Below are 23,548 nucleotides of genomic sequence, written 5' to 3' on the forward strand. Positions count from 1 at the left end.
GGCCCGCGATAAGCGCGCTCCACCGCCCGTCTGGGGCGCGACAGGGACTGGAGATGCGGGATGCGGGCGAGTTGGGCTTTTGCGGGCGTGATGCTCGCCTGTGCGGCGGTGCCGGCCATGGCTGCTGATCCCGTCGCCACCCCGCTGACGCTGAAAGCGGTATTCGGCAGCCCCGACCTCTCGGGCGTCCAGCCGCGCGGCGTCAAGCTCTCGCCCGATGGTACGCTGCTCACCTCGCTGCGCCCGCGCGCCGACGAGAAGGAGCGCTTCGACCTGTGGGCGCGCGACACGCGCACCGGCGTCGAGCGGATGCTGGTCGATTCGAAGAAGGTCGGCTCGGGCGCCGAACTGTCCGAGGCCGAGAAGATGCAGCGCGAGCGCGCGCGCATCGCGGGCTCGAAGGGGATCGTCACCTATGACTGGGCGCCCGATGGCAAGACGATCCTCGTGCCGATCGATGGCGACCTCTATCTCGCCGGGCTCGATGGCACGACGCGACGGCTGACCAACGCGCCGGGCGATGGCGCGCTCAACCCGGTGATCAGCCCCAAGGGTGGCTTCGTCAGCTTCGTGCGCGGGCAGAACCTCTTCGTCCAGCCGCTCGGCGGCGGCGATGCGCGTGCCGTCAGCAGCGATGGCGGCGGGACGGTGCATTGGGGCGAGGCGGAGTTCGTCGCACAGGAGGAAATGGACCGGCGGACGGGATATTGGTGGTCGCCTGCCGACAGCCACATCGCGGTCGAGCGTTTCGACGAGGCGCCCGTCGGGATCGTCACGCGTGCGGCGATCGGTGCGAACGGAACCAAGGTCTATGACCAGCGCTATCCTGCCGCGGGGACGCCCAACGTCGCGGTCGCGCTGTACGTGATGAAGGCGGACGGGTCGGGGAAGGTGAAGGTCGACCTCGGCAGCAATCCCGACATCTATCTCGCGCGCGTTGACTGGACGCCCGACGGCAGCGCGCTGTTCGTCCAGCGCGAGAGCCGCGACCAGAAGACGCTCGACATGCTCAAGGTCGATCCTGCGACGGGCAAGGCCACGGTGCTGTTCACCGAGAAATCGGGCACGCGCAGCTGGCTCAATTTGTCCGACGCCTATCGTCCTATGAAGGACGGGAGCTTGATCTGGCGGTCGGAGCGGACCGGCTTCGGCCATCTCTATCGCTTCGACAAGGGCACGTGGACCGCGCTGACCAAGGGCGACTGGGTCGTCCAGGCGCTGCTCGGCGTCGACGAGGCCAAGGGGCGGCTGTTCTTTACCGGTAATAAGGATGGCGTGCTCGAGCAGCACCTCTATTCGGTCGACATCGCGCGCCCGAACGTAATCACGCGCCTCACCGAAGCCGGCTGGTGGAACAACGGCACGATGGACGACGCCGCGACGCGGATGATCGTCTCGCGCTCGAGCCCGACGCAGCCGACGCAGGTCTATCTCGCCGACGTCGACGGCAAGCGGCTGTCGTGGATCAACGAGAATGCGATCAAGCCAGGGCATCCATACTACCCGTATCTCGCCAGCCACCAGCAGACCAAGTTCGGCACGATCAAGGCCGACGACGGTACCGAGCTCTATTACGAGATGATCACCCCGCCGCTCGAGCCGGGGAAGAAATATCCGGTCTTCTTCCAGCATTATGGCGGCCCCGGCACCGGGCAGCAGGTCACGCGCGGCTGGGGCGGCGCGTTGCCGCAGTACCTGGTGCAGCACGGCTATATCTATTTCCAGATCGACAATCGCGGCTCGTACAATCGCGGCAAGGCGTTCGAGGATCACATCTACCGCGCGATGGGGACGGTCGAGGTCGCCGACCAGCTTGCGGGCGCGAAGTTCATCAAGAGCCAGCCGTTCGTCGATCCCGCGAAGGTCGCGATCTATGGTTGGTCCTATGGCGGCTACATGACGCTCAAGATGCTCGAGGCGAACCAGGGCGTCTATGCCGCCGGCGTTTCGGGTGCGCCGGTGACGCAATGGGAGCAGTACGACACCCATTATACCGAGCGCTACATGGGCTCGCCGGTCGCCGACAAGCAGGCCTATCTCGCGTCGGACGCGCTCGGCAAGGCGCCCGACATCAAGGATCCGCTGCTGCTGATCCACGGCATGGCCGACGACAACGTCGTCTTCACCAACTCGACGGCGTTTGCGGCACGGATGCAGGCGACCGCGACGCCGTTCGAGATGATGTTCTACCCGGGCTATACCCACCGTGTGGGTGGGCCGGGGATCAGCGAGCATCTGTGGGGGACGATCCTGACGTTCCTCGATCGCAACGTGAAGGACAAGAAGTAAGAATAACGGCGCTGATACTTCCCCGGCGAAGGCCGGGGCCCAGGAGCGACACGAGAGCATGCGAGCGGCTGCGCTCCGTTACCTCTACCTTCGCTCCTGGGCCCCGGCCTTCGCCGGGGAGGCGGTAGCGAGACAATCGGGCTAGGGCGGCCATCATCATGCGGTTCCTCACCACCTTCCACCTCTGGCCGTTCCTCGACACCGTCGTCAGCTACGTCGCGGCCTTCATCCTCGGCACGCTGATCGGTGCAGAACGCCAGTATCGCCAGCGTACCGCGGGCCTTCGCACCAATGCGCTGGTCGCGCTCGGTTCGGCGGCGTTCGTCGATCTCGGGCAGCGCTTGGGTGGCGACGTCGAGTCGATCCGGATCATCGCCTATGTCGTGTCGGGGATCGGTTTCCTCGGCGCGGGCGTGATCATGAAGGAGGGGATGAACGTCCGCGGTCTCAACACCGCCGCAACCCTCTGGTGCTCGGCTGCGGTCGGCGCGATCGCGGGGAGCGACATGATCGCCGAGGCGGTACTGCTCACCGGCTTCGTCATCCTCGCCAACACGATGCTGCGCCCGCTGGTCGATGCCATCAACCGCATCCCGCTCGAGGGGCGCAGCGTCGAGGCGACGTATAGCGTGACGATCACCACCGATGCCGAGGACGCCGGCCCGATGGGCGACTTGCTGACCGAGCATCTCGAGACCGCGCAGCTGCCCGTTGCCGAACTCGACATCATCTCGCGTGGCGAGGACCGGGTGGAGATTGTGGCCAAGCTCGTCAGTACCAATATAGCGGTCAGCGAGCTCGATGCGCTGACCGATCATCTCGCAACGGTGCATGGAATAACCCATGCGACCTGGCAGGCGCGCACGCACGATTAGCAAAGCGATTGGACGCGCCGGCGTAATGTCGCTACGGGCGCGTTCCGAATTGGAGGAAGTTATGGGTTATCGGATCGTGGTCGCGGGTGCGACGGGCAATGTCGGGCGCGAGATGCTCAATATTCTGGCGGAGCGCGAGTTCCCGCTCGACGATATTGCCGTCGTCGCGTCGTCGCGCAGCCAGGGCGACGAGGTCGATTTCGGTGAGACGGGGCGCAAGCTCAAGGTCCAGAATATCGACCATTTCGATCCGACAGGCTGGGACATGGCGCTGTTCGCGATCGGCTCGGAAGGGACCAAGATCCACGCGCCGCGCTTTGCCGCGGCGGGTTGCACGGTGATCGACAATTCGTCGCTCTACCGCATGGATCCCGACGTGCCGCTGATCGTGCCGGAAGTGAACCCCGACGCGATCGCGGGCTATACCAAGCGCAACATCATCGCCAACCCCAACTGCTCGACCGCGCAGATGGTCGTCGCGCTCAAGCCCTTGCATGATTTCGCCAAGATCAAGCGTGTCGTCGTCTCGACCTATCAGTCGGTGTCGGGCGCGGGCAAGGCGGGGATGGACGAGCTGTTCGAGCAATCGCGCAACATCTTCGTCGGCGATTCGGCCGAAGCCAAGAAGTTCACCAAGCAGATCGCGTTCAACGTGATCCCGCACATCGACAGCTTCCTCGACGATGGGTCGACCAAGGAAGAGTGGAAGATGGTGGTCGAGACCAAGAAGATCCTCGACCCCAAGATCAAGGTCACCGCGACCTGCGTGCGCGTGCCGGTGTTCGTCGGGCATTCGGAATCGATCAACATCGAGTTCGAGAACGAGATCTCGGCGGCACAGGCGCAGAAAATCCTGCGCGAGGCGCCCGGCGTGATGCTCGTCGATAAGCGCGAGGACGGCGGATACGTCACGCCGGTCGAATGCGTCGGCGAATATGCGACCTTCATCAGCCGCGTGCGCGAGGATTCGACCGTCGAGAATGGCTTGTCTTTGTGGTGCGTTAGCGACAATCTCCGCAAGGGTGCGGCGTTGAACGCGGTGCAGATCGCGGAGTTGCTCGGGCGGCGGTATCTCAACAAGGGGGACTGATGATCGGACTCGGTTTGCTGGCAGTCGCGGCGGTGCACATGTGCCCCGTCGCGAATGCGCGCTACGTCCTGCGCAGCAATCCGGGTGTCACGGTCCATTTCGAAAATGCGCCGATCAACGAGGACTGGCCGCAAGGCGTGGTGGTGGCTGTCCACGGCGTAAAGACCGGGCGCACCAGTTATTGGCTGCCTTGGTATGGCGGCACCGACGGTGGGCGCCACATCCGCGGGACCGCATTGCTCGATCGGTCGAAAGATTTGGAGGCGCAGCGACGGGTGGAGCGCAGGGGAGACCTGGACTTCTTCCTCCTCGATTCCCGCTATCGCTTCTTGTCGAGCCTGCCCAAGCGCGGCAGCGCCGCGCCAGCGCATCTGCTGATCCCCAATTTGGATCTCTGGCATTTCTTCGACGCTGCCGGACAGCGTGACGACTCGCCGCGGGCCTTTTTCGACCTTGTGGGATGTCATCGGTCGACAGCACATGATCGCGGGAAGGACGCCATCCTGCCGTCTGTCGCATGATGCTCGGTTGCTGTGACGGTTCGGCGCGGGCACGCTCCGTAGACTCAGCCCGCGTGTATGATCTGTATCACCGTCAGCAGCTTCGACGACCCGTCGCGTTTCCGCCCGATGCAGCATTTCTCGCCCGAGACTTGGCACGCGGCATGGCTCGACACTAAGGACCTTCCGACGACGACGCGCGTGGCGGATAATCCCTCCACGGCCGATCGATGGATGAAAGCGCTTGGCAAACTCCCCGACTGAACCGCAGTTCTTCGAGAGCTTCGATGGCACCCGCCTGGCATGGCGCGAAATGGGCGAGGGGCGCCCTGTCGTGCTGATCCACGGCTTCTTCTCGAACGCGACGATCAACTGGATCAAATATGGCCACGCCGCGAAGATCGCCGAGGCCGGTTTCCGCGTGATCATGCCCGATCTGCGCGCGCACGGCGACAGCGCCAAGCCGCATGATGCCGCCAGCTATCCGCCCGACGTGCTGATGCGCGACGGCTTCGCGCTGATCGAGCACCTTAGGCTCTCCGATTATGATCTCGCGGGCTATTCGCTCGGTGGGCGTACGACGATGCGAATGCTTGCCACTGGCGCGACCCCGCGGCGCGCGGTGCTGTCGGGGATGGGGCTCGAGGGCATCCTCCACACCTCGGGGCGCGGGCATTATTTCCACAATGTGCTGACCAACCTCGGCAGCTTCGCGCGCGGGAGCAGCGAGTGGCTGACCGAGGCGTTCCTCAAGACCACCGGCGGCGATCCGGTGGCATTGCTGCGCATCCTCGACACCTTCGTCGATACGCCCGCCGCAGCGATCGCGGCGATCGAGACACCGACCCTCGTTGTCACCGGCGTCGATGACGACGACAATGGCTCGGGCGAAGCGCTCGCCGAAGCGATGCGGCATGCGACCTTCCGGTCAGTGCCGGGCAACCATATGAGCGCGGTGCTCAAGCCCGAGCTCGGCGCGGCAATCGCAGAGTTTCTCGCGGCTTGACCGGGCGCGGGATGCGGCACAGATTGCCGCATCACGTAAAACGGGGCTTTCCATGATCCGCACAGGTATTTCTTCGCTCGCGCTCGTTCTGGCGCTGGCGACCACGCCGACGCTCGCCGCGGCCGCGCCGGCGCCCGCTGCCGCGACGGCCGCCCCCACCACCGCTGAGGCCGACGCCTTCGTCGCGCGTGCGGAAAAGGAGCTCGCGGATTTCTCTACCCCGGCGCAGCAGGCGGCGTGGATCAACGCGACCTACATCACCGATGACACCGATGCGATCGCCGCCAAGTTCGGCGCCGAGGGCACCGAGATGCAGGTCCGCCTCGCGCTCGAGGCCGCGAAATATGCGAGCCTGCCCGGCCTGTCGTTCGACACCAAGCGCAAGCTCGATCTGCTCCGCAACGGCCTGACGCTGCCCGCGCCGACCACGCCGGGTGCTGCAGCCGAGCTGTCGACGATCGTGACCAAGCTCGGCTCCGATTACGGCAAGGGCAAGGGAACGCTCGACGGCAAGCCGATCAACGGCAGCGATATCGAGGCGGCGATGGGCGAGGTGCGCGATCCTGCCAAATCGAAGGAGATGTGGGTCAGCTGGCACGACGCCGTCGGCGCGCCGATGCGCAAGGATTTCGCGCGCGAGGTGGTGATTGCCAACCAGGGCGCGAAGGGGCTCGGTTATGCCGATGTCGGCGCGCTGTGGCGCTCAGGGTATGACATGACGCCTGCGCAGTTCGAGGCGACCACCGACACGCTGTGGAAGCAGGTCGAGCCGCTCTACAAGGCGCTCCACACCTATGTCCGCTGGAAGCTCAACGCGAAATATGGCGACGCGGTGCAGCCCAAGACCGGCGCGATCCGCGCCGACCTGCTCGGCAACATGTGGGCGCAGGAATGGGGCAATATCTATGATGTCGTCGCCCCGGCAGGCGCAGGCGATGTCGGCTACGACGTCGGCGATCTGCTGAAGGCCAAGCGCTACGATCCGATCAAGATGTTCAAGACCGGCGAGGGCTTCTATTCCTCGCTCGGCTTCAAGCCGCTGCCCGATACCTTCTGGGCGCGCTCGCAGATCGTCAAGCCGGCCGACCGCGAAGTCGTGTGTCATGCCTCGGCGTGGGACGTCGACAGCGTCAATGATTTGCGGATCAAGATGTGCACCAAGGTCAATGGCGACGACTTCGTCACGATCCATCACGAGATGGGCCATAATTACTATCAGCGCGCGTATAACGCGCAGCCCTTCCTCTACCGCAATGGCGCGAACGACGGCTTTCACGAGGCGATCGGCGATTTCGTCGCGCTTTCGATCACGCCCGATTATCTGGTCAAGATCGGCCTGCTCGATCCCGCCAAGGTGCCGAGCCCCGACAAGGATATCGGGCTGCTGCTCAAGCAGGCGATGGACAAGGTCGCCTTCCTGCCATTCGGCCTGCTGATCGACAAATGGCGTTGGGGCGTGTTCTCGGGCGCGACGCCGGAGGCGCAGTATGAGAAGAGCTGGAACGAGCTGCGGCTGAAGTATCAGGGGATCGTCCCGCCGGTGCCGCGCGACGAGACGCGCTTCGATCCGGGCGCGAAATACCATGTCGCGGCGAGCGTGCCGTATGCGCGCTACTTCCTCGCGCGGCTCTACCAGTTCCAATTCTATCAGGCGGCGTGCAAGCAGTCGGGCTGGACCGGGCCGCTGCATCGCTGTTCGTTCTACGGCAACAAGGAAGTCGGCGCGAAACTCGACGCGATGCTCGCGATGGGCCAGTCGAAGCCGTGGCCCGAGGCGCTGCAGGCGTTCACCGGCAGCCGCGAGCTGTCGGGCCAGGCGATGGTCGAGTATTTCGCGCCACTCAAGGCGTGGTTGGACAAGCAGAACCAGGGGAAGCCAAGCGGATGGTAACGTCCTTCCTGATCATGGCCGTTCTCGCGGGCCAGGCCGTCACCGGCGGGAGCCCGCCTGTGACGGTTGAGATCGTTGCCTCCGGACACGTTGAAACGCCCGCGGATCGCTTTCGCGTCTCGGGCAACGTCCTCGCCTGCGGTGCTACAAAGGCCGAGGCGGATGCGGCGTTGGCGCGCAAGGTCGCCGAGCTCGAAGCGAGCCTGCGGGCCATCGGCGTCACCAAGGCGCAGCCGCTCGAACGGCCCTCGCTCGCCGGGATGATGGGGGCGATGTCCGGCACGCGCGGGTCGTATGGTTGCAATACGGTCGATTTGAAGGATCTGCTCGCAAGTCCCGGAGCGGCGACGAAGCCGAAGCCGGCCGAGCGGCTCGGTGCGAATGCACCGGTTTCGTTTGACGCGCCAAATCGGTCCGTGGCGATTGCGGCGCTTACGGCGGCCGATGCGAAACCGGCCGAAAAGCCGCTCGCGATCTCGATCGACGATACGACAGCGCGGCGTGCGGCCAAGCAGCAAGCATTGGCCAAGGCAAGGCAGGAAGCTGCTGCGTACGCCGTGTCGCTAGGATCCGGACCTGCCACGCTGACCAGGATCAGCGAGAAGCAGGACTGGAACTCGACCGATTTTGCAGGTCAGATGGTCCGGATGATCGGCCTCGCCGCCTCGGCTCCTAGCGACTCCGTGGCGACCGATGTGACGCTGACGGTAGAATTCAGGCTGGCCGAGCGGTGATCAAGAGGTGATCGGTCGCACTACGACCGATCACCGTCCGGACTTACTCCGGAACCGTGCCTTCGTCGGCGATCCCGGCTTCGAACGACGCGCTTGAATCGGTGCCGTCGGCCTGATGCGCGTGGGCGCCGGGGTTGAGCTTTTCATCGCGCGGCGTGCTCGAGCGCAGGGCGAAGAGCGCGGCGGTGGCGGCTGCGCCGATCGCGGCGATCCCGCCGACGACGGTGGCTTTGCCCCAGCGGCTCCCTGACTTGGCGCGCGGCGTGGCGGCGGCGGCGGCGGCGGCAGTCGTCTTGGCAGGCGCCTTGCGCGCGGTCGCTGGCTTGCTTGCCGTCGCGCGCGTCGAGGTCGTCGGACGCGGCTTGGCGGGCTTGCGCGGGGCGGGGGCCTTGGTCGGGGTGGCCTTTACCGTGGCTTCAACTGGCGTTTTGCTGGTGGCCGCTGTCTTGCGCGGGGTGGCGGGCTTGGCCTTGGCCGGTGGGGGCGGCGTCGCAGATGCGTCCGCCGCCGGGCGCTTAGACTCAGTATCGGTCGGCTTTTTGGGCGGCGTTGCCATGGGGTCGTCCTTGTTCGTTGAGCTTGCGTAACGCACGAAGCCGCCGGGGTGTCCCCCAACGGGGCGTGGCTTAGCGGAAGGGGGGTTCGTTGAACGCGCGGAGCTTGCGGCTGTGGAGCTTCTGCCCCTCGCGGCGCAATTCCTCGCACGCCTCGATGCCGATCCGCATATGCTCGCTGATCGCGCGTTCGTAGAAGCGGTTGGCTTGCCCCGGCAGCTTCAATTCGCCGTGGAGCGGTTTGTCCGAGACGCACAGCAGCGTCCCATAGGGCACGCGGAAGCGATAGCCCTGCGCGGCGATCGTCGCCGATTCCATGTCGATCCCGACCGCTCGGCTGAGCGAGAAGCGCAGGGCGCTGCGCGAATATTGCAGCTCCCAATTGCGGTCGTCGGTGGTGACGATCGTGCCGGTGCGCAGCCGCCGCTTGAGCTCGTCGCCCGACTGGCCCGAGATCGTCTCGGCGGCGCGGGCAAGCGCGAGCTGGACCTCGGCGATCGCGGGGACGGGAATCGCGGGGGGCAGGACGTCGTCGAGCACGTGATCGTCGCGCAGATAGGCGTGCGCGAGCACGTAATCGCCGATCCGCTGGCTCGGGCGCAGGCCACCGCAATGGCCGATCATCAGCCACGCCTCGGGCCGCAGCACCGCCAGATGATCGCAGATCGTCTTGGCGTTCGCCGGGCCGACGCCGATATTGACGAGCGTGATCCCGGTGCCGTCCGCCGCCATCAGATGATAGGCCGGCATCTGGTGCCGCCGCCATGCGCTGGTATCGGCGAGCGCCGCCTCGACATCGTCGCCCGCGCGCAGCAGCACGCCGCCCGCACCCGACACGCCACTGTAGCGCGACGGTGTGCCGTCGGATCCAGGCGCGAGCTGGCTGAACGCCCAGCGGACGAACTCGTCGACATAGCGGTGATAGTTGGTGAACAGGACGTAGCGCTGGACATGCTCGGGCGGCGTCCCGGTGTAATGCCGCAGCCGCGCGAGCGAGAAGTCGGTGCGCAGGCCATCGAACAGCGCGAGCGGGCGCGCGCCGTCGCTGACTTCGTATAGGCCGTCGGCGATCTCGTCGCCGATATGCGCGAGCTCGGTTGCCGGGAAATAGCGCGCGAGTTCGACTGCGGAGACTTGGTCGAGGCTGAGCGCGTGGCCGGGATCGATCACATACGGGAAAGGGATTTCCTGCCGCCCCGCGACCGCCTCGACCGTGACGTCGTAATCCTCGATCAGCAGCGTCAACTGTTCGGTGAGATAGTCGGCAAAGATCGCGGGCTTGGTAACGCTGATCGCGTAATCGCCCTCGGTGACGAGCCGGCCGAACGATCGCATTGGCGTCGGCCGGTCGCTCCCACCGCGATAGTGAAGGTGGATTTCGGGATAGGCGAAGCTGCCATCGTGGCGGCTTTCGGGTGCGGGTTGTTCGCCCGTCGCGAGATAGGCGGTCAGCGCCTGCTGAAGCCGCGCCACCGAGGCGCGATAGAGCCGATCGAGTTCGGCGACGATGTCGGATGCTTGCGTCATCCCAAAGGGCTAAACCGGGACCGTTACGCTGGCAAGTCGGCGCCACCCCGACGTTGGCCGGGATGGCACGCGATCTTGAGGCTGTCAGGCCTTCGCGTCTGTCTTGGTCGGCTCGTCATCCTTGGCGAGCAGCTTGCTCGCCCCGAACGCCGCACCAGCGATCGCCGCTGCTGCACCTGCCGCGATTCCGGCAGCGGCAAGCGGGTTGGCCTTGGCCGCGTCGACCGTCGCGGTGAACGCCTCGGTCACGGCGTCCTTGGCCTGCTCGAACAGACCTTCGGCCTGCTCGATGATCGTTTCGGTCGTGCTGGCCGCGGACTTGGTCGAATCGATTTTGTCGTCGCTCATGGCACTGCCCTTTCCAATGAACTCATCCCTAGCAACTCATTGAGACGGGCCAGGTTCCGTGAGCGCGATCGGCGCGGCGTCGCGATCGCTCGCTTCGCCGCGACGAGGGTCAGATTTCGCTCAGCAGATGCTCGGCCGACGAGACTTCGAACGCGCCGGGGGCTTCGACGTTGAGCTGCTCGACGACGCCGTCGTTGACGAGCATCGAATAGCGCTGGCTGCGCTCGCCCATGCCGAACTTCGAACCGTCGAAGGTCAGGCCGACGGCCTTGGCGAAATCGGCATTGCCGTCGGCGAGCATCACGATATCGCCAGCGTCGCTCGCCTTGCCCCATGCGCCCATTACGAAGGCATCGTTGACCGAGGTGAACGCGATCTCGTCGACGCCCTTGGCCTTGAGTTCGGCAGCCTTGTCGACGAAGCCGGGCAGGTGACGCGCCGAGCAGGTCGGGGTGAAGGCGCCGGGTACCGCGACCAGCGCGACCTTGCGGCCCTTGAAGAACTCGTCCGAGCTGATTTGATCGGGGCCATCGGCCGTGGCCTTGGTGAGGGTGATGCTCGGGATACGGTCGCCGACGCTGATCGTCATGGAAATCTCTCCTGTTGCGCCGCCCGGTGAAGAAAGTGCGAGCGGCGCGCCGTACGTCGTGCAGGCGCGCGCGAATTTCAAGCGTGGCGAGCCGCGTGTCGCGGGCCTATGTTCAGGGCATGGACCAAGCGACCTTTCTCACCGGCCAGTTTTTGCTGGCGATGCCCGGGATCGGCGACCCGCGCTTCGATCATGCCGTGATCGCGATGTGCGCGCATGACGCGGAGGGTGCGCTCGGCATCGGGGTCGGCACGGCGATCGAGGGGCTGGGGCTGCACGCCGTGCTCGAGCAGCTCGAGATCGATCCGGGCGTTGCGCCCGATGCCCCGGTGCATTTCGGCGGCCCGGTCGAGCCGCGGCGCGGCTTCGTGCTCCACACGCTCGATTGGGCCGGGCAGGATACGATCGAAGTGGCCGGCGCGGCGGGTGCGCTGTGGGGGCTGTCGGGGACGATCGACGTGCTCAAGGCGATTGCCGAGGGCCGTGGCCCGTCGCGCTGGCTTGTCGCGCTCGGCTATGCCGGGTGGTCCGAGGGGCAGCTCGATGGCGAGATGACGCGGCATGGCTGGTTCAACGTCGCGGCGACGCCGGATCTCCTGTACGATGTCGCGGCCGACGCCCGCTGGGAGGCGGGTTTTGCGATTGCCGGGATCGATCCGCGCCTGCTGGTGAGCCAAGCCGGCCGGGCGTGAGACGGTTTTCCGGATTTCCGGGCAAGATATAAAGATATCTTTATATTTGATCCGCAGGCGTTTTGCGGGTAGGGGCGCGGCATCACACAACCGGAGATAGCCCCGTGGCCACCGTTCTCGACCGCCCTGCGAACGACTATGTCGTCGCCGACATCACGCTTGCCGATTTCGGTCGCAAGGAAATCAACATCGCCGAGACCGAGATGCCCGGCCTGATGGCGCTGCGCGAGGAATTCGCCGCATCGCAGCCTTTGAAGGGCGCGCGCATCACCGGTTCGCTCCACATGACGATCCAGACCGCAGTGCTGATCGAGACGCTGACCGCGCTCGGCGCCGACGTCCGCTGGGCGACGTGCAACATCTTCTCGACGCAGGACCATGCCGCTGCCGCGATCGCCGCGACGGGCGTTCCCGTGTTCGCGATCAAGGGCGAGAGCCTGGCCGACTATTGGAACTATGTAGGCGACATCTTCAACTGGGGCGCAGACGCCGACAAGGGTGGCAACGGCCAGACCGCCAACATCATCCTCGACGACGGCGGCGACGCGACGATGTTCGCGCTGTGGGGCGCCAAGCTCGAAGCCGGCCACACGATGGGCGAGCCCGAGAATGACGAGGAAGTCGAATTCCAGCGCGCATTGAAGGCGTTCGTGGCGAAGTATCCCGGTTACCTGACCGAGACCGTCAAGAACCTGAAGGGCGTTTCGGAAGAGACCACGACCGGCGTCCACCGCCTGTATGAGATCGCCAAGAAGGGCGAGCTGCCGTTCCCGGCGATCAACGTCAACGACTCGGTGACGAAGTCGAAGTTCGACAACCTCTACGGCTGCAAGGAATCGCTGGTCGACGCGATCCGTCGCGCGACCGACGTGATGCTCGCCGGCAAGGTCGCCTGCGTCGCCGGTTTCGGTGATGTCGGCAAGGGTTCGGCGCAGTCGCTCCGCAACGGCGGCGCGCGCGTGATGGTCACCGAAGTCGATCCGATCTGCGCGCTGCAGGCCGCGATGGAGGGCTTCGAAGTCGTGACGATGGAAGAGGCCGTGACTCGCGCGGACATCTTCTGCACCGCGACCGGCAATGCCGACGTCATCACCGCCGAGCACATGGCGGCGATGAAGCCGATGTCGATCGTCTGCAACATCGGCCACTTCGACTCGGAGATCCAGATCGCCGCGCTGTCGAACTATGAGTGGGACGAAGTGAAGCCGGGCACCGACCTGGTGAAGTTCCCCGATGGCAAGCAGATCATCATCCTCGCCAAGGGCCGCCTGGTAAACCTCGGCTGCGCCACGGGCCACCCGTCGTTCGTGATGTCGGCATCGTTCACCAACCAGACGCTCGCGCAGATCGAGCTGTGGACCAAGGGCGAGAACTACAAGAACGAAGTCTACGTCCTGCCGAAGCACCTCGACGAGAAGGTCGCCGCGCTCCACCTCGAAAAGCTCGGCGTGAAGCTCTCGCAGCTGACCCCGAAGCAGGCTGGCTATATCGGCGTTCCGGTCGAAGGCCCGTTCAAGCCCGACCACTACCGCTACTAAGGACGCGGCGCCCCCACGGGCGCCGCTCCAACAAAAAAGCCGCATCCGCTCAAGAGCGGGTGCGGCTTTTTCGTATTCGGTATCAGGTCCCGGCCGCGCTGGGCGCGACCGGGCGCGCGATCACTTGGGCGTGACGATGCTCGGCCCGAGGTTGGCGATCACGTCATGCGCGTCGAATGCGCGAATGTTGTCCTTGGGCTTCGGACCCTTGCCGATCACGATCTCGGCATTGGCTTCGTATTTGTCGATCGTGTTGACGTCGATCCCGCGGTCGAAGAAGGGATCGCCGAAATACGGATCCCAGCTGCGCCAGCCGAAGCCACGGCCGCGATAGCGCCAGCTCGGGCCCCAATAGCCGCCACCGAAGCCGCCACCATAACCGAAGCCGCCGCCGAACCCGCCGATTCCGGGCGTGGTATAGGTGCGCGTCTTCTTGTCGACTTCACGATCGGCGAAGACGAAATAATCGCCACCGTTCTGGACCGTCAGTTCGGCTGCGCGATACAGCAGATACTTTTCGACCGTGTCGCGCGCGGTGTAGCTGTTGCCCGAGAAGCTGACCATGAAGCGGTTCGCCTCGATCTGGCGATCGCTATAGCCCGAGCGTTCGAAGCCGCGTCCGACCGCGGGGCCATAGGTGGATTCGGTAGCGCAAGCGGACGTCAGCAGGGTGACGGCGCCGAGCGCGACCACCAGGGATTTTCTAAGCGTTGGGGAAGCTATCGGCATTTCGATCTCCAGAGGCGGTCCAGTGCGGCGAACCGTGCCGTGCGGGCCATGAAGCGCAGAACGATCGAGGTGGCGCAAGGCTCCGCCAATCTTCTGGTCGCGTCACCGATAGCGCGGGCCACATGAACCGCAACTGACGCAGCGATGACGAATGCGGAAATCCGTTCGTCGATGCGACGAACCGTTTTGTCGCAGCCGGGGACGGTATCTGGCGGTTCTCTCGCGCTGGCGCCGTCACGGTATCGAGAGCGATTGCAGGCGGGGGCGTCTTGCGGTCGGCTCGGGAGGATGGCCATGCGGATTGCGCTCGGGGTTTCGTTGGGACTGATCGCCGCGACCATGCCGGTCGCCGCATCCGCCGCGCCGGCGGACGCGCTCGATTCGCCGCTGTCCACGGTCGTCGAACGGATGTTGCCGGTCGAGGCGAAACTCTCCCCCGATTTCCGCATGCGCACCGATCTGCTGACCACTTCGACAAGCATCAGCCCGCTTGGCGATCCTACAGGCCCGATGCAGCATCGCTTCGCGAGCTCGATGATCGATTATTATCCGCTCGGCGGCAGCGGCCTGCGGCTCTCCGCCGGCATGCGCTTCTTCCAGGTCGCCAATTTCCTCAAGGACGCCGAGAAGGCGACTGCTGGCCTGCTGTACAACCCGCGTCTGCCTGGCAGCGGCAATGCGGTGCGGACTGGCTTCAACCGCCACACGCCCGCCGCGACGGTCGGTTATACGGGCACCTTCAAGAACGCGCTGTTCGGGGTCGAGGTCGGCAGCCTGATCGGCAACGCCAATGCCAATTTGCCGCGCGCCATGGACCGCCTGAGCAACCGCGCGCGCGGCGGGATGAATCCGATCGCCAATGTGGTGTTCGGGCTGCGGTTCTGAAGTGGGCGATACGCCACCGTTTGTGGGACTGACGATGAAGACGATCTTGAATCTCGCGCTGGGTGTCTGCGGCGCGATGCTGGCACTTCCGAGCGTGGCGCAGGCCGGCGGCATCATGGGCACCGATGCCGCGCATTGCAGCTCGGGCAAGGGGCCGGCGATCCAAGTCAACGTGCTCGATCTCAAGGACCGCCGCGGGCAGCTCAAGCTCGAGCTCTATCCCGCGAACGACGCCGACTTCATGCGCTCCGACACCGAGTTGCTCGCCGAGGGCAAGGTGTTTCGCCGCGTGACCGTCGACGCGCCGGTCGCTGGGCAAGTCGCGATGTGCATCCGCGTGCCGCATCCGGGGCGCTATGCGCTGCTGTTCCTCCATTCGCGCCGCGCGCAGGACAAGTTCGACTTTTGGCAGGACGGCGTCGGGCTGCGCAGCAACACCCGCATCGGCCGCGCGCGCCCGCCGCTCGCCAACGCGACGGTCGAGGTGGGCAACGGCGTTTCGGTACTCGATATCGAGACGCAATATCTGCGCGGACTCCGCGGATTCAGCCCATTGCGATAAAAGCGCATTACGGGCCTTGCGCGTTCGCGAAACCCGCTGCTATAGGCACGCCACTGCAGTGTTCCCCGATAGCTCAGCGGTAGAGTAGGTGACTGTTAATCACTTGGTCGTTGGTTCGAATCCAACTCGGGGAGCCATTTTCCACCGCAGTGCGTGACCCGCAGCCTAACGCTTAGGCGCGGTCACCATCTCCCAGAAATCAATGTTTCGCTCCGCACTCGCCGCGATGCGTCGCGCGGGTCAGGCCGCGAATTGTTCCATCGTAATCCGATCGTCGAGCGCGTGCTCGGGATCGAACAGCAGTGTCAGCTCGCGCGTGCGGTCGATCATGATCTCGACGCGCGCGACATCGCGAATCTCGCGCTGATCGGCCACCGCGCTGACGGGACGTTTGGCGGGTTCGAGCACGCGCAGCGTGATCCGCGCCTTGTCGGGCAGGATCGCGCCGCGCCAGCGCCGCGGGCGGAACGGGCTGATCGGCGTCAGCGCGAGCATGTTCGAGCCGAGCGGCAGGATCGGTCCTTGCGCCGAGAGATTGTACGCGGTCGATCCGGCCGGCGTGGCGACCAAGATGCCGTCGCACGCAAGCTCGGGCAACACGATGCGGTCGTTGACGGTGACCTCGAGCTTGGCGGTCTGGCGCGTTTCGCGCAGCAGCGAAACTTCGTTGATCGCGGGGAGCGCGAAGCTTTCGCCGCCCACCGTCGTCGCGGTCATTGCCAGCGGCACCACCTTGAACGCCTTGATTCGCTCGAGCCGCGCATCGAGCCCGTGCGGGCGCCACTCGTTCATCAGGAACCCGACAGTGCCGAGGTTCATCCCGAATACCGGCACGACCGGCTTGCGCCGCTCGAGCATCGCGTGGAGCGTCTGGAGCATGAACCCGTCACCGCCGAGCGCGACGATCAGTTCGGCGTCCTCGACGGGCACCCAATCGTGTGCGTCGGACAGCATCGCGGCGGCGTCCTGCGCGGCCTGGGTCGGGGACGCGACCAGCGCGCGGCGCGCGCCGGCCATGTTGGCGGAAACTGTCATGGCGCGTTCCCGCTGGTGGTGTGCGGCGCTGCCACGACCGCTAGCGCGAAGCCACGCACAGCGCGGGCCTTGCGGTCGGGACGGTCGGCAAGAACAGGCGCGCTGGTCATCTTGCTTGGAGCTAGGGCTTCGGATCGAGCGTCACAAGGGCGATTGCGGCGGTAACACCCTCTTCTTTAACCCAAGACGGCGCATTAGGGTCGTTGCATGACCGGTACGCCCAACGCCCCGCTTTTCATCCTGTCGTTCCGACAGCGCGACGAACTGGCGTCCTTGGCGGCGGGCGCTGGCTGGCAAGTCGTCGCCGCGCGCCGGGCGGGCGGGGCCGAGCGACGCTTCCTGTCGAGCGGCGCCGCGGTGGCGGTGATCGATGCGCGCGGCGCGCCGGCCGATGGGGTGGCAGCGGCACGCACGATGAGCGGCGCGGTCGAGGCGAATGGTGGCGCGCTGCTCGCTTTGGTTTCGCGCGGCGAGGCGGCGACGATCGCCGCGCTTTACGGTGCGGGGGCCACGCATTTCCTGGCGAGCCCGTTCAGCGAGGCTGAATTCCTCCAGGCGGTCCGCTTTGCCGCGCGCCATGCCGAGCGGATGGCGCGCGAATGGGCGGCAGGGCCGGTCTTCGCGCCGCTCGGCTGGCGCTACGATCTGATCAGCCGGACGCTCATTCTCACGCCGGGGCTCGCAGCTTTGCTCGCGATCGACGACGAGCCGAGCGTGCGCGCGATGCTGCGACGGCTCGACCGTGGTGATCGCATCGCTGCCGTGGCGGCGCTGCGCCGGGTCTCGGCCAACCGTCCGGCCACCGCCTTTGCGCATGATTCGGACCTGACGACGGTCGGGCGCGTGGTGCAGCATCTCCAGCTCGACGCCGAAGGCGGGCGGATCGACGCCGTGGTCGAACCGCTCGGCAGCGCGCCCGAGCCGGCCGCCGAGCTGCGCGAATCGCTTGCCGGCGCGCGCGATGCGGGGAGCGCGCGGCGCTGGCTGACGCGGCGGCTCGCCGACGAGACCGGCGCGCCGCTGCACGCGATGCTAATCGCGCTCAATCGCTTCGACATGGTCAATACAGCCTATGGCCGCGCGACGGGCGACGCCTTGCTGAGCAGCGCGCAGAAGCGGATCGACGATGTCGTGCGCGATATGCTCGGGCGCGACGCGTTGATCGTGCGGCTCAGCGGGTCGACCTTCCTGGTTGCGGCCCGCAGCATCCGGTTGCGGATCGATCTCGTGGTCGAGCGAATCGCGCACGCTCTGGCGCGTCCGTTCGTGACGGGCGATTCGATCGCCGTGCTCGGCTGCCGGATTGGGCTGGCCGAGGCCCTGCCGGACGATAGCGCGGCAAGCCTGTTGCGCCGCGTCAGCGAGGCGCTGGCCGACGCGCGCGAATCCGATACCGCGACGATGCGCGTCGCCGACGCCGAGCAAGGCGATGCGCCGATCGACCAGCTTGCGGTCGAGCTCAACCATGCGCTCGAGCGCGGCGAGATTGGCGTGCTGTACCAGCCGCAGGTGTCGGTCTCGACCGGGGCGATCGTTGGCGTCGAGGCCTTGGCACGCTGGGAGCATGGTGTGCTCGGCACGATCGGCGCCGAGACGCTGTTCGCTGCGGCCGCGCGGGCCGATCTCGAGATCGGCCTGTCGGACCATATCCAGCGCGTCGTGCTCGCGCAGGCGGCGGCGTGGCCTGCGGCCCTGGCGGGCTTGCGGCTGTCGCTCAATCTGACCGCGGCCGATATCGCGCGGCCGGGTTTCGCCGACCTGTTTCTCGACCGCGTCGATGCGAGCGGCTTCCCGCGGACGCGGCTGACGCTTGAAATCACCGAGAGCGGGCTGATCGAGGATCTCGGCATCGCCTCGGCGTTGCTGTCGGTGATGCGCGGGGCGGGGTGCCGGATCGCGATCGACGATTTCGGGACGGGCTATTCGAGCCTCGCCTATCTCAAAGCGCTGCCGCTCGATTATCTCAAGATCGACAAGAAGCTCGCGCAGGACATCACCGGGTCGGCGCGCGACCGGATCGTGGTGCGCGGCGTCATCGACATGGCGCGCTCGCTCGGGCTGACGGTGATCGCCGAGGGGGTCGAGACGCAGCCGCAACTCGAGGCGCTGGCGGCCGAGGGGTGCCAGATCTATCAAGGGTTCCTATGCGCCGAACCGATCTCGGTCGAGGCGCTCGAGGCGCTGGTCGCGCGCTAGCTGGAGGTACCGGAATGAAGCGCCTTGCCTTGGGAATGTTCCTCGCCGCAGTGCCGCTTGCGGTTGCCGCACAACCGCCAGCCCCCGTGGCGCAGCTTTCGCCGCAAGCCGGCGTCGAGGCGGCGATGGCCGATAGCGCGGCGGGCTGGAATGCGGGCGATCTCGCGCGCTTCATGGCGGTGTATTCGGACGCACCCGAGACAAGCTTCGTAACGAAGACCGGCGTGCTGCGCGGCAAGGCGGTGATGGCCGAGCGCTATCGTACCAAATATGACTTCGCCGACGTCGGCAAGCGCGGCGTGCTGAGCTTCGTCACGCTCGACTTCCGACTGCTCGATCGCGGTCATGCGCTCTATATCGGCCGCTACACGCTGCGCGCCGCCGATGGCAAAGAACAGTCGGGGATGACCTCGCTGGTGTTTCGCAAGGAGCGGGCGGGGTGGCGGATCATCGCGGACCATAGTTCGTGACCCCATTGTTCCCCGGCGAAGGCCGGGGCACAGCAGCGCGCCGAAGCTGAGCGGGCGCAGCGCCCGATGCTCTTCCGCTCCGCTACTGGGCCCCGGCCTTCGCCGGGGAACCGACTGGGCAGGGCGCGTTACCCCGCCGCCTTCGCCAACCCCTTCGACAATTGCAGCGCGCCGTGTAGCCGCGCCTTGGGATCGCCCCAGGTGCGCGTGACCACCAGCTTGCTGTCGGGCCGCAACCGCGCGACGCCGTCGAGCTTGGCGACCCATGCCAGCAGCCCCTCCACATTCGGCGGCTTGTCGTCGAAGAAGGTGACGAGCGCGCCCTTGGGGCCGACGTCCATCTTGGCGACGCACGCCTTCTTGGCGTTCATCTTGATCTCGATGATGCGGATGAGGTTCTCGGTCGGCGCGGGGAGCTTGCCGAAACGGTCGATCAGCTCGGCGGCAAACGCCTCGACCTGGTTCTGGTCCTCGAGGTCGTTGAGGCGTCGGTACAGCCCCATCCGCAGGTCGAGATCGGGGACGTATTCCTCGGGGATGAGGATCGGCGCGTCGACCGTGATCTGCGGCGAGAAATCCTTCGGGCGCAAGCGCTGGCCGCCGGCCTTGGCGTCCATGATCGCTTCCTCCAGCATCGACTGGTAGAGTTCGAAGCCGACTTCCTTGATGTGCCCCGATTGCTCGTCGCCGAGCAGATTGCCCGCACCGCGCTGGTCGAGATCGTGGCTGGCGAGCTGGAAGCCCGCCCCCAGCGTGTCGAGGTCGCTCAGCACCTTGAGCCGCTTTTCGGCGGTCTGGCTGAGCGTGCGGTTCTCGGGCGTGGTGAGATAGGCATAAGCGCGCGTCTTGGCGCGCCCGACGCGCCCGCGCAGCTGGTAGAGCTGGGCGAGGCCGAAGCGGTCGGCGCGGTGGATGATCATCGTGTTGGCGCTCGGGATATCGAGCCCGCTCTCGACGATCGTGGTCGAGATCAGCACTTCGAACTTCTTGTCGTAGAAGGCCGACATCCGCTCCTCGACCTCGCTCGGCGCCATCTGGCCGTGCGCGACGACGTAGCGCACCTCGGGGACGTGATCGCGCATGAACGCTTCGATCTCGGGCAAATCGGCGATGCGCGGCGTGACGAAGAAGCTCTGGCCGCCGCGATAATGTTCGCGCAGCAGCGCCTCGCGCAGCACGACTGGGTCCCACGGCATGATGTAGGTGCGTACCGCGAGGCGATCGACCGGCGGGGTCTGGATCACCGACAGCTCGCGGATCCCCGACATCGCCATTTGCAGCGTGCGCGGGATTGGCGTGGCGGTGAGGGTAAGGACGTGGACGTCGGTCTTGAGGCCCTTCAGCCGCTCCTTGTGCGTGACGCCGAAGCGTTGCTCCTCGTCGACCACGACGAGCCCGAGGCGCTTGAACTCGATCCCCTTGGCGAGGATCGCGTGGGTGCCGATCACGACGTCGATCGTGCCGTCGGCGAGGCCCGCCTTGGTCGCCTTGGCCTCGGCGCCGGGGACAAGCCGCGACAGACGGCCGACGTTCAAGGGGAAGCCCTCGAAGCGCGCGGTGAAATTGTTGAAATGCTGGCGCGCGAGGAGGGTGGTCGGGCATACCACTGCGACTTGCAGCCCCGCCATCGCTGCGGCGAACGCACCGCGCAACGCGACCTCGGTCTTGCCGAAGCCGACGTCGCCGACGACGAGGCGGTCCATCGGCGTGCCCTTGAGCAAATCGCCCATCACGTCCTCGATCGCGCGGTCCTGGTCGTCGGTTTCTTCGTACGGGAAGCGATCGACGAAGGCGGCATAGCCGCTGTCGCGATCGATCGTCTCGGCGGGGCGCAGCGCGCGTTCGGCGGCGGTGGCGATGAGCTCGCCCGCGATCTCGCGGATCCGCTCCTTCATCTTCGACTTGCGGCGCTGCCAGGCTTCGCCGCCGAGCCGGTCGAGGCTCGCGCCTTCGCTGTCCGAGCCGTAGCGGCTGAGGACTTCGAGGTTCTCGACGGGGACGAACAGCTTGTCGCCGCCGGCATAGGTGAGCGCGACGCAATCGTGCGGCGCCTGGCCGACGGGGATCGAGGTCAGGCCCTCGTAGCGGCCGATGCCGTGGTCGGCATGGACGACGAGATCGCCCGGCGTGAGCATCGCCAGTTCGGCGAGGAAGGCGTCGGCCGATTTCTTGCGCTTGGCGCGACGGACGAGGCGGTCGCCGAGCATGTCTTGCTCGGTGAGGAGCGCGACTTGGGGGCTGGAGAAGCCGTGGTCGAGCGGGAGGATGATGAGCGCGACCGTCGCGCCATGTCCTCCCCTCCCGCTTGCGGGAGGGGTTGGGGGTGGGCTCGCGCCATCAGCGGTTGCTGACTTTGAGGGCGCGCGCCCACCCCCAGCCCCTCCCGCAGGCGGGAGGGGGGAAGTAGGAGCAGAAGCGCCGAGCGCTTCTTGCCACGTGTCCACCAGCTTGAGGTTCGTCGCGCCATGATCGCGCAGCAACCCCGCCAGCCGCTCGCGAGCGCCCGCCGAATAGCTCGCCAGCACCGCTTTCCGCCCATCGCGTTCGAGCGTGCGCAGATGATGCACCACCGCCTCGTACACGTTCGCGCCATTCGCGCGCTCGGCCCCGAAATCGCGTGGGCCGTCGACGCCGAAGTCGAGCACGCTCGCGCTCTCGGGTTCATGGAACGCGGTGATGCGGTGCGTCGGCGCCTCGTCCAACCGCGCCGCGAAATCCTTGGCGGTCAGGTACAGCGCATCGACCGGCAGCGGACGATAGCTGCCGGGATCGCTGACCTGCGCCTTCACCCGGTTGGCGTGGTAATCGGTGATCGCCTCGAACCGCTGCTCGGCCGCCGCGACCGACCCTGCGTCGCGCAGGATCACAGCATCGTCACCGAGGTGGTCGAACAGCGTCGTGAGCTTGTCTTCGAACAGCGGGAGCCAATGCTCCATCCCCGCCAAGCGCCGCCCTTCGGATATCGCCTGGTAGAGCGGATCGCCCGTTGCGGTCGCGCCGAAGCGCTCGCGGTAGCGTGCGCGGAAGCGCTTGATGCTGTCCTCGTCGATCAGCGTTTCCGACGCGGGGAGCAGGATGAAGCCGTCGACGCGGCCCGTCGTGCGCTGGTCGGCGGGGTCGAAGGTGCGGACGCTCTCGATCTCGTCGCCGAAGAAATCGAGCCGCAGCGCGTGCTCCTCGCCGCTCGGGAACAGATCGACCAGGCCGCCACGCACCGCGAACTCGCCCGAATCGGCGACGGTCTCGACGCGGACATAGCCGTTCGCCTGGAGCTGCGCGGCGAGCTTGTCGCGACCGATCCGCTCCTTTGGCGCGAGCTTGGCGACGAGCTGGCGGATGCGGAACGGTGTCAGCGTGCGCTGCGCCACCGCGTTGACCGTTGTGAGCAGGAGCTGCGGGCCCTTGATCGGCTGCTGCAGCCGGTGGAGCGTCGCCATGCGCTCGGCCATCACCCGCAGCGTGGGGGAAGCGCGGTCGTAGGGCAGGCAGTCCCACGCCGGGAAGGTGAGGATCTCGAGCTCGGGCGCGAAGGTCTGCGCGGTCGCGGCGATGGCGCGCATCGCGGCCTCGTCGGGCGCGACGAACACCGCGCGCGACTTGGCGGCGCGGGCGAGGTCGGCGAGCAGCCACGGCTCGAACCCGGTTGGCACGCCGGCGAGCGTCAGTGGGGTCTTGGCGGTGAGGATCGTGTTGAGGTTTGGCATCGGTACTTTCGAGGTCCGTCACCCCGGCACACGGCCGGGGAACGAGAGACTATTCCGCGATCGGCACGTAGTTGAGCGCCTGCAGCGCCTCGAGGATCGATCCGCGATAGCGTTCGGGGCAGGTATCGGTCCCGATCGCCCACGCCATGATATCGACGTCCTGCTCCTCGAGCAGCTCCTCGACCAGCGTGAGCTCGGCACCGTCCCAGCCCGCCGAGCGCGCATCGAAGAAGCCGCCGATCAGCAGATCGGCTTCCTTGGTGCCACGGTGCCAGGCGCGGAAGCGCAGGCGTTTCAGGCGGGTCTCGCGGTCCATGCTCGCTCCATACAGAAA

General features: G+C 66.4%; 22 protein-coding genes and 1 tRNA gene. 15 read left to right on the forward strand and 8 right to left on the reverse strand.

Going from position 1 to position 23,548, the window contains the following annotated elements; translation table 11 throughout:
• Positions 1–60 precede the first annotated feature (60 nt).
• The 8 genes from ACP7C5_RS14870 to ACP7C5_RS14905 all read left to right on the forward strand — a co-directional run bounded on the left by ACP7C5_RS14870 (position 61) and on the right by ACP7C5_RS14905 (position 8,385).
• The gene (locus tag ACP7C5_RS14870; protein ID WP_426264821.1) at positions 61–2,289 is read left to right on the forward strand and encodes a DPP IV N-terminal domain-containing protein; all 2,229 of its coding nucleotides are present in this window, start codon (positions 61–63) and stop codon (positions 2,287–2,289) included.
• Positions 2,290–2,447: 158 nt separating this feature from the next.
• Positions 2,448–3,164: an MgtC/SapB family protein gene (locus ACP7C5_RS14875; protein WP_189676916.1), complete on the forward strand. Its 717-nt coding sequence runs from the start codon at positions 2,448–2,450 to the stop codon at positions 3,162–3,164.
• Between the two features lie 61 nt (positions 3,165–3,225).
• A complete protein-coding gene (locus ACP7C5_RS14880; RefSeq protein ID WP_189676917.1) occupies positions 3,226–4,254 on the forward strand; it encodes an aspartate-semialdehyde dehydrogenase in 1,029 nt (342 codons plus the stop codon).
• Positions 4,254–4,775, forward strand: coding sequence for a hypothetical protein (locus ACP7C5_RS14885; protein ID WP_426264822.1), 522 nt, complete (start codon positions 4,254–4,256; stop codon positions 4,773–4,775). Before ACP7C5_RS14880 ends, ACP7C5_RS14885 begins: the two co-directional genes overlap by 1 nt.
• 57 nt (positions 4,776–4,832) lie before the next feature.
• The gene (locus ACP7C5_RS14890) at positions 4,833–5,018 is read left to right on the forward strand and encodes a hypothetical protein (protein ID WP_426264823.1); all 186 of its coding nucleotides are present in this window, start codon (positions 4,833–4,835) and stop codon (positions 5,016–5,018) included.
• The gene (locus ACP7C5_RS14895) at positions 4,999–5,760 is read left to right on the forward strand and encodes an alpha/beta fold hydrolase (RefSeq protein ID WP_426264824.1); all 762 of its coding nucleotides are present in this window, start codon (positions 4,999–5,001) and stop codon (positions 5,758–5,760) included. Before ACP7C5_RS14890 ends, ACP7C5_RS14895 begins: the two co-directional genes overlap by 20 nt.
• A 52-nt stretch (positions 5,761–5,812) precedes the next feature.
• Positions 5,813–7,651 carry a M2 family metallopeptidase gene (locus ACP7C5_RS14900; RefSeq protein ID WP_426264825.1) on the forward strand — a complete coding sequence of 613 codons (1,839 nt, stop codon included), beginning with the start codon at positions 5,813–5,815 and terminating at the stop codon, positions 7,649–7,651.
• A complete protein-coding gene (locus ACP7C5_RS14905; protein ID WP_426264826.1) occupies positions 7,645–8,385 on the forward strand; it encodes an SIMPL domain-containing protein in 741 nt (246 codons plus the stop codon). The genes ACP7C5_RS14900 and ACP7C5_RS14905 overlap by 7 nt, the downstream gene beginning before the upstream one ends.
• A gap of 43 nt (positions 8,386–8,428) precedes the next feature.
• Here the strand turns inward: ACP7C5_RS14905 and ACP7C5_RS14910 are convergent, their stop codons facing one another.
• The 4 genes from ACP7C5_RS14910 to ACP7C5_RS14925 form a co-directional block, all read right to left on the reverse strand.
• On the reverse strand, positions 8,429–8,941 hold the full coding sequence (locus ACP7C5_RS14910) for a hypothetical protein (RefSeq protein WP_426264827.1): 513 nt from the start codon (positions 8,939–8,941) through the stop codon (positions 8,429–8,431).
• 70 nt (positions 8,942–9,011) lie between these two features.
• Positions 9,012–10,466 (reverse strand): AMP nucleosidase, encoded by a 1,455-nt coding sequence (locus tag ACP7C5_RS14915; RefSeq protein ID WP_322159555.1) that lies wholly within the window; start codon positions 10,464–10,466, stop codon positions 9,012–9,014.
• An 84-nt stretch (positions 10,467–10,550) separates the two neighbouring features.
• Complete coding sequence (locus ACP7C5_RS14920; RefSeq protein ID WP_322159553.1) at positions 10,551–10,814, reverse strand: hypothetical protein; 264 nt, start codon at positions 10,812–10,814, stop codon at positions 10,551–10,553.
• Between the two features lie 109 nt (positions 10,815–10,923).
• Positions 10,924–11,403, reverse strand: a complete 480-nt coding sequence (locus ACP7C5_RS14925) for a peroxiredoxin (RefSeq protein WP_133187507.1) — start codon at positions 11,401–11,403, stop codon at positions 10,924–10,926.
• Positions 11,404–11,522: 119 nt separating this feature from the next.
• On the opposite strand from ACP7C5_RS14925, the gene ACP7C5_RS14930 reads away from it, so the two are divergent.
• The gene (locus ACP7C5_RS14930) at positions 11,523–12,095 is read left to right on the forward strand and encodes a YqgE/AlgH family protein (RefSeq protein ID WP_426264851.1); all 573 of its coding nucleotides are present in this window, start codon (positions 11,523–11,525) and stop codon (positions 12,093–12,095) included.
• Positions 12,096–12,199: 104 nt separating this feature from the next.
• Positions 12,200–13,633: an adenosylhomocysteinase gene (gene ahcY / locus ACP7C5_RS14935; RefSeq protein ID WP_133187511.1), complete on the forward strand. Its 1,434-nt coding sequence runs from the start codon at positions 12,200–12,202 to the stop codon at positions 13,631–13,633.
• 120 nt (positions 13,634–13,753) lie between these two features.
• Here ahcY and ACP7C5_RS14940 read toward each other — a convergent pair whose 3' ends face one another.
• A complete protein-coding gene (locus ACP7C5_RS14940; protein WP_189676926.1) occupies positions 13,754–14,362 on the reverse strand; it encodes a CC0125/CC1285 family lipoprotein in 609 nt (202 codons plus the stop codon).
• A 294-nt stretch (positions 14,363–14,656) separates the two neighbouring features.
• On the opposite strand from ACP7C5_RS14940, the gene ACP7C5_RS14945 reads away from it, so the two are divergent.
• The 3 genes from ACP7C5_RS14945 to ACP7C5_RS14955 all read left to right on the forward strand — a co-directional run bounded on the left by ACP7C5_RS14945 (position 14,657) and on the right by ACP7C5_RS14955 (position 15,946).
• Entirely contained in the window at positions 14,657–15,247 is a 591-nt protein-coding gene (locus ACP7C5_RS14945) for a hypothetical protein (protein ID WP_426264828.1), read from the forward strand.
• 34 nt (positions 15,248–15,281) lie between these two features.
• Entirely contained in the window at positions 15,282–15,809 is a 528-nt protein-coding gene (locus tag ACP7C5_RS14950; RefSeq protein WP_165954452.1) for a DUF2141 domain-containing protein, read from the forward strand.
• Between the two features lie 62 nt (positions 15,810–15,871).
• Positions 15,872–15,946 (forward strand) — tRNA-Asn (locus ACP7C5_RS14955).
• Positions 15,947–16,049: 103 nt separating this feature from the next.
• On the opposite strand, the gene ACP7C5_RS14960 is transcribed toward ACP7C5_RS14955, so the two are convergent.
• Positions 16,050–16,844: an NAD kinase gene (locus ACP7C5_RS14960; protein ID WP_240699022.1), complete on the reverse strand. Its 795-nt coding sequence runs from the start codon at positions 16,842–16,844 to the stop codon at positions 16,050–16,052.
• Between the two features lie 207 nt (positions 16,845–17,051).
• Here ACP7C5_RS14960 and ACP7C5_RS14965 point away from each other — a divergent pair, with 207 nt between their 5' ends.
• Together ACP7C5_RS14965 and ACP7C5_RS14970 are read left to right on the forward strand one after the other, a co-directional pair.
• A complete protein-coding gene (locus ACP7C5_RS14965; protein WP_426264829.1) occupies positions 17,052–19,040 on the forward strand; it encodes a putative bifunctional diguanylate cyclase/phosphodiesterase in 1,989 nt (662 codons plus the stop codon).
• Between the two features lie 14 nt (positions 19,041–19,054).
• Positions 19,055–19,510 carry a YybH family protein gene (locus ACP7C5_RS14970; protein WP_426264830.1) on the forward strand — a complete coding sequence of 152 codons (456 nt, stop codon included), beginning with the start codon at positions 19,055–19,057 and terminating at the stop codon, positions 19,508–19,510.
• 128 nt (positions 19,511–19,638) lie between these two features.
• Here the strand turns inward: ACP7C5_RS14970 and mfd are convergent, their stop codons facing one another.
• Entirely contained in the window at positions 19,639–23,214 is a 3,576-nt protein-coding gene (gene mfd, locus ACP7C5_RS14975; RefSeq protein WP_426264831.1) for a transcription-repair coupling factor, read from the reverse strand.
• Positions 23,215–23,263: 49 nt separating this feature from the next.
• Positions 23,264–23,530, reverse strand: a complete 267-nt coding sequence (locus tag ACP7C5_RS14980) for a succinate dehydrogenase assembly factor 2 (protein ID WP_133187525.1) — start codon at positions 23,528–23,530, stop codon at positions 23,264–23,266.
• Between the last annotated feature and the right edge of the window lie 18 nt (positions 23,531–23,548).

Source organism: Sphingomonas sp. PWP1-2, assembly GCF_049898305.1.
Classification (GTDB): domain Bacteria; phylum Pseudomonadota; class Alphaproteobacteria; order Sphingomonadales; family Sphingomonadaceae; genus Sphingomonas; species Sphingomonas glacialis.

Excerpts from the sequence above, each read along its gene's own strand:
- ACP7C5_RS14980 (WP_133187525.1), bottom strand. The coding sequence starts at position 23,530 with ATGGACCGCGAGACCCGCCTGAAACGCCTGCGCTTCCGCGCCTGGCAC.
- mfd (WP_426264831.1), bottom strand. The coding sequence starts at position 23,214 with ATGCCAAACCTCAACACGATCCTCACCGCCAAGACCCCACTGACGCTC.
- ACP7C5_RS14970 (WP_426264830.1), top strand. The coding sequence starts at position 19,055 with ATGAAGCGCCTTGCCTTGGGAATGTTCCTCGCCGCAGTGCCGCTTGCG.
- ACP7C5_RS14925 (WP_133187507.1), bottom strand. The coding sequence starts at position 11,403 with ATGACGATCAGCGTCGGCGACCGTATCCCGAGCATCACCCTCACCAAG.
- ACP7C5_RS14950 (WP_165954452.1), top strand. The coding sequence starts at position 15,282 with ATGAAGACGATCTTGAATCTCGCGCTGGGTGTCTGCGGCGCGATGCTG.
- ACP7C5_RS14940 (WP_189676926.1), bottom strand. The coding sequence starts at position 14,362 with ATGCCGATAGCTTCCCCAACGCTTAGAAAATCCCTGGTGGTCGCGCTC.
- ACP7C5_RS14870 (WP_426264821.1), top strand. The coding sequence starts at position 61 with ATGCGGGCGAGTTGGGCTTTTGCGGGCGTGATGCTCGCCTGTGCGGCG.
- ACP7C5_RS14885 (WP_426264822.1), top strand. The coding sequence starts at position 4,254 with ATGATCGGACTCGGTTTGCTGGCAGTCGCGGCGGTGCACATGTGCCCC.
- ACP7C5_RS14915 (WP_322159555.1), bottom strand. The coding sequence starts at position 10,466 with ATGACGCAAGCATCCGACATCGTCGCCGAACTCGATCGGCTCTATCGC.
- ACP7C5_RS14960 (WP_240699022.1), bottom strand. The coding sequence starts at position 16,844 with ATGACAGTTTCCGCCAACATGGCCGGCGCGCGCCGCGCGCTGGTCGCG.
- ACP7C5_RS14890 (WP_426264823.1), top strand. The coding sequence starts at position 4,833 with ATGATCTGTATCACCGTCAGCAGCTTCGACGACCCGTCGCGTTTCCGC.
- ACP7C5_RS14880 (WP_189676917.1), top strand. The coding sequence starts at position 3,226 with ATGGGTTATCGGATCGTGGTCGCGGGTGCGACGGGCAATGTCGGGCGC.
- ACP7C5_RS14905 (WP_426264826.1), top strand. The coding sequence starts at position 7,645 with ATGGTAACGTCCTTCCTGATCATGGCCGTTCTCGCGGGCCAGGCCGTC.
- ACP7C5_RS14920 (WP_322159553.1), bottom strand. The coding sequence starts at position 10,814 with ATGAGCGACGACAAAATCGATTCGACCAAGTCCGCGGCCAGCACGACC.
- ACP7C5_RS14965 (WP_426264829.1), top strand. The coding sequence starts at position 17,052 with ATGACCGGTACGCCCAACGCCCCGCTTTTCATCCTGTCGTTCCGACAG.
- ACP7C5_RS14875 (WP_189676916.1), top strand. The coding sequence starts at position 2,448 with ATGCGGTTCCTCACCACCTTCCACCTCTGGCCGTTCCTCGACACCGTC.
- ACP7C5_RS14945 (WP_426264828.1), top strand. The coding sequence starts at position 14,657 with ATGCGGATTGCGCTCGGGGTTTCGTTGGGACTGATCGCCGCGACCATG.
- ACP7C5_RS14930 (WP_426264851.1), top strand. The coding sequence starts at position 11,523 with ATGGACCAAGCGACCTTTCTCACCGGCCAGTTTTTGCTGGCGATGCCC.
- ACP7C5_RS14900 (WP_426264825.1), top strand. The coding sequence starts at position 5,813 with ATGATCCGCACAGGTATTTCTTCGCTCGCGCTCGTTCTGGCGCTGGCG.
- ACP7C5_RS14910 (WP_426264827.1), bottom strand. The coding sequence starts at position 8,941 with ATGGCAACGCCGCCCAAAAAGCCGACCGATACTGAGTCTAAGCGCCCG.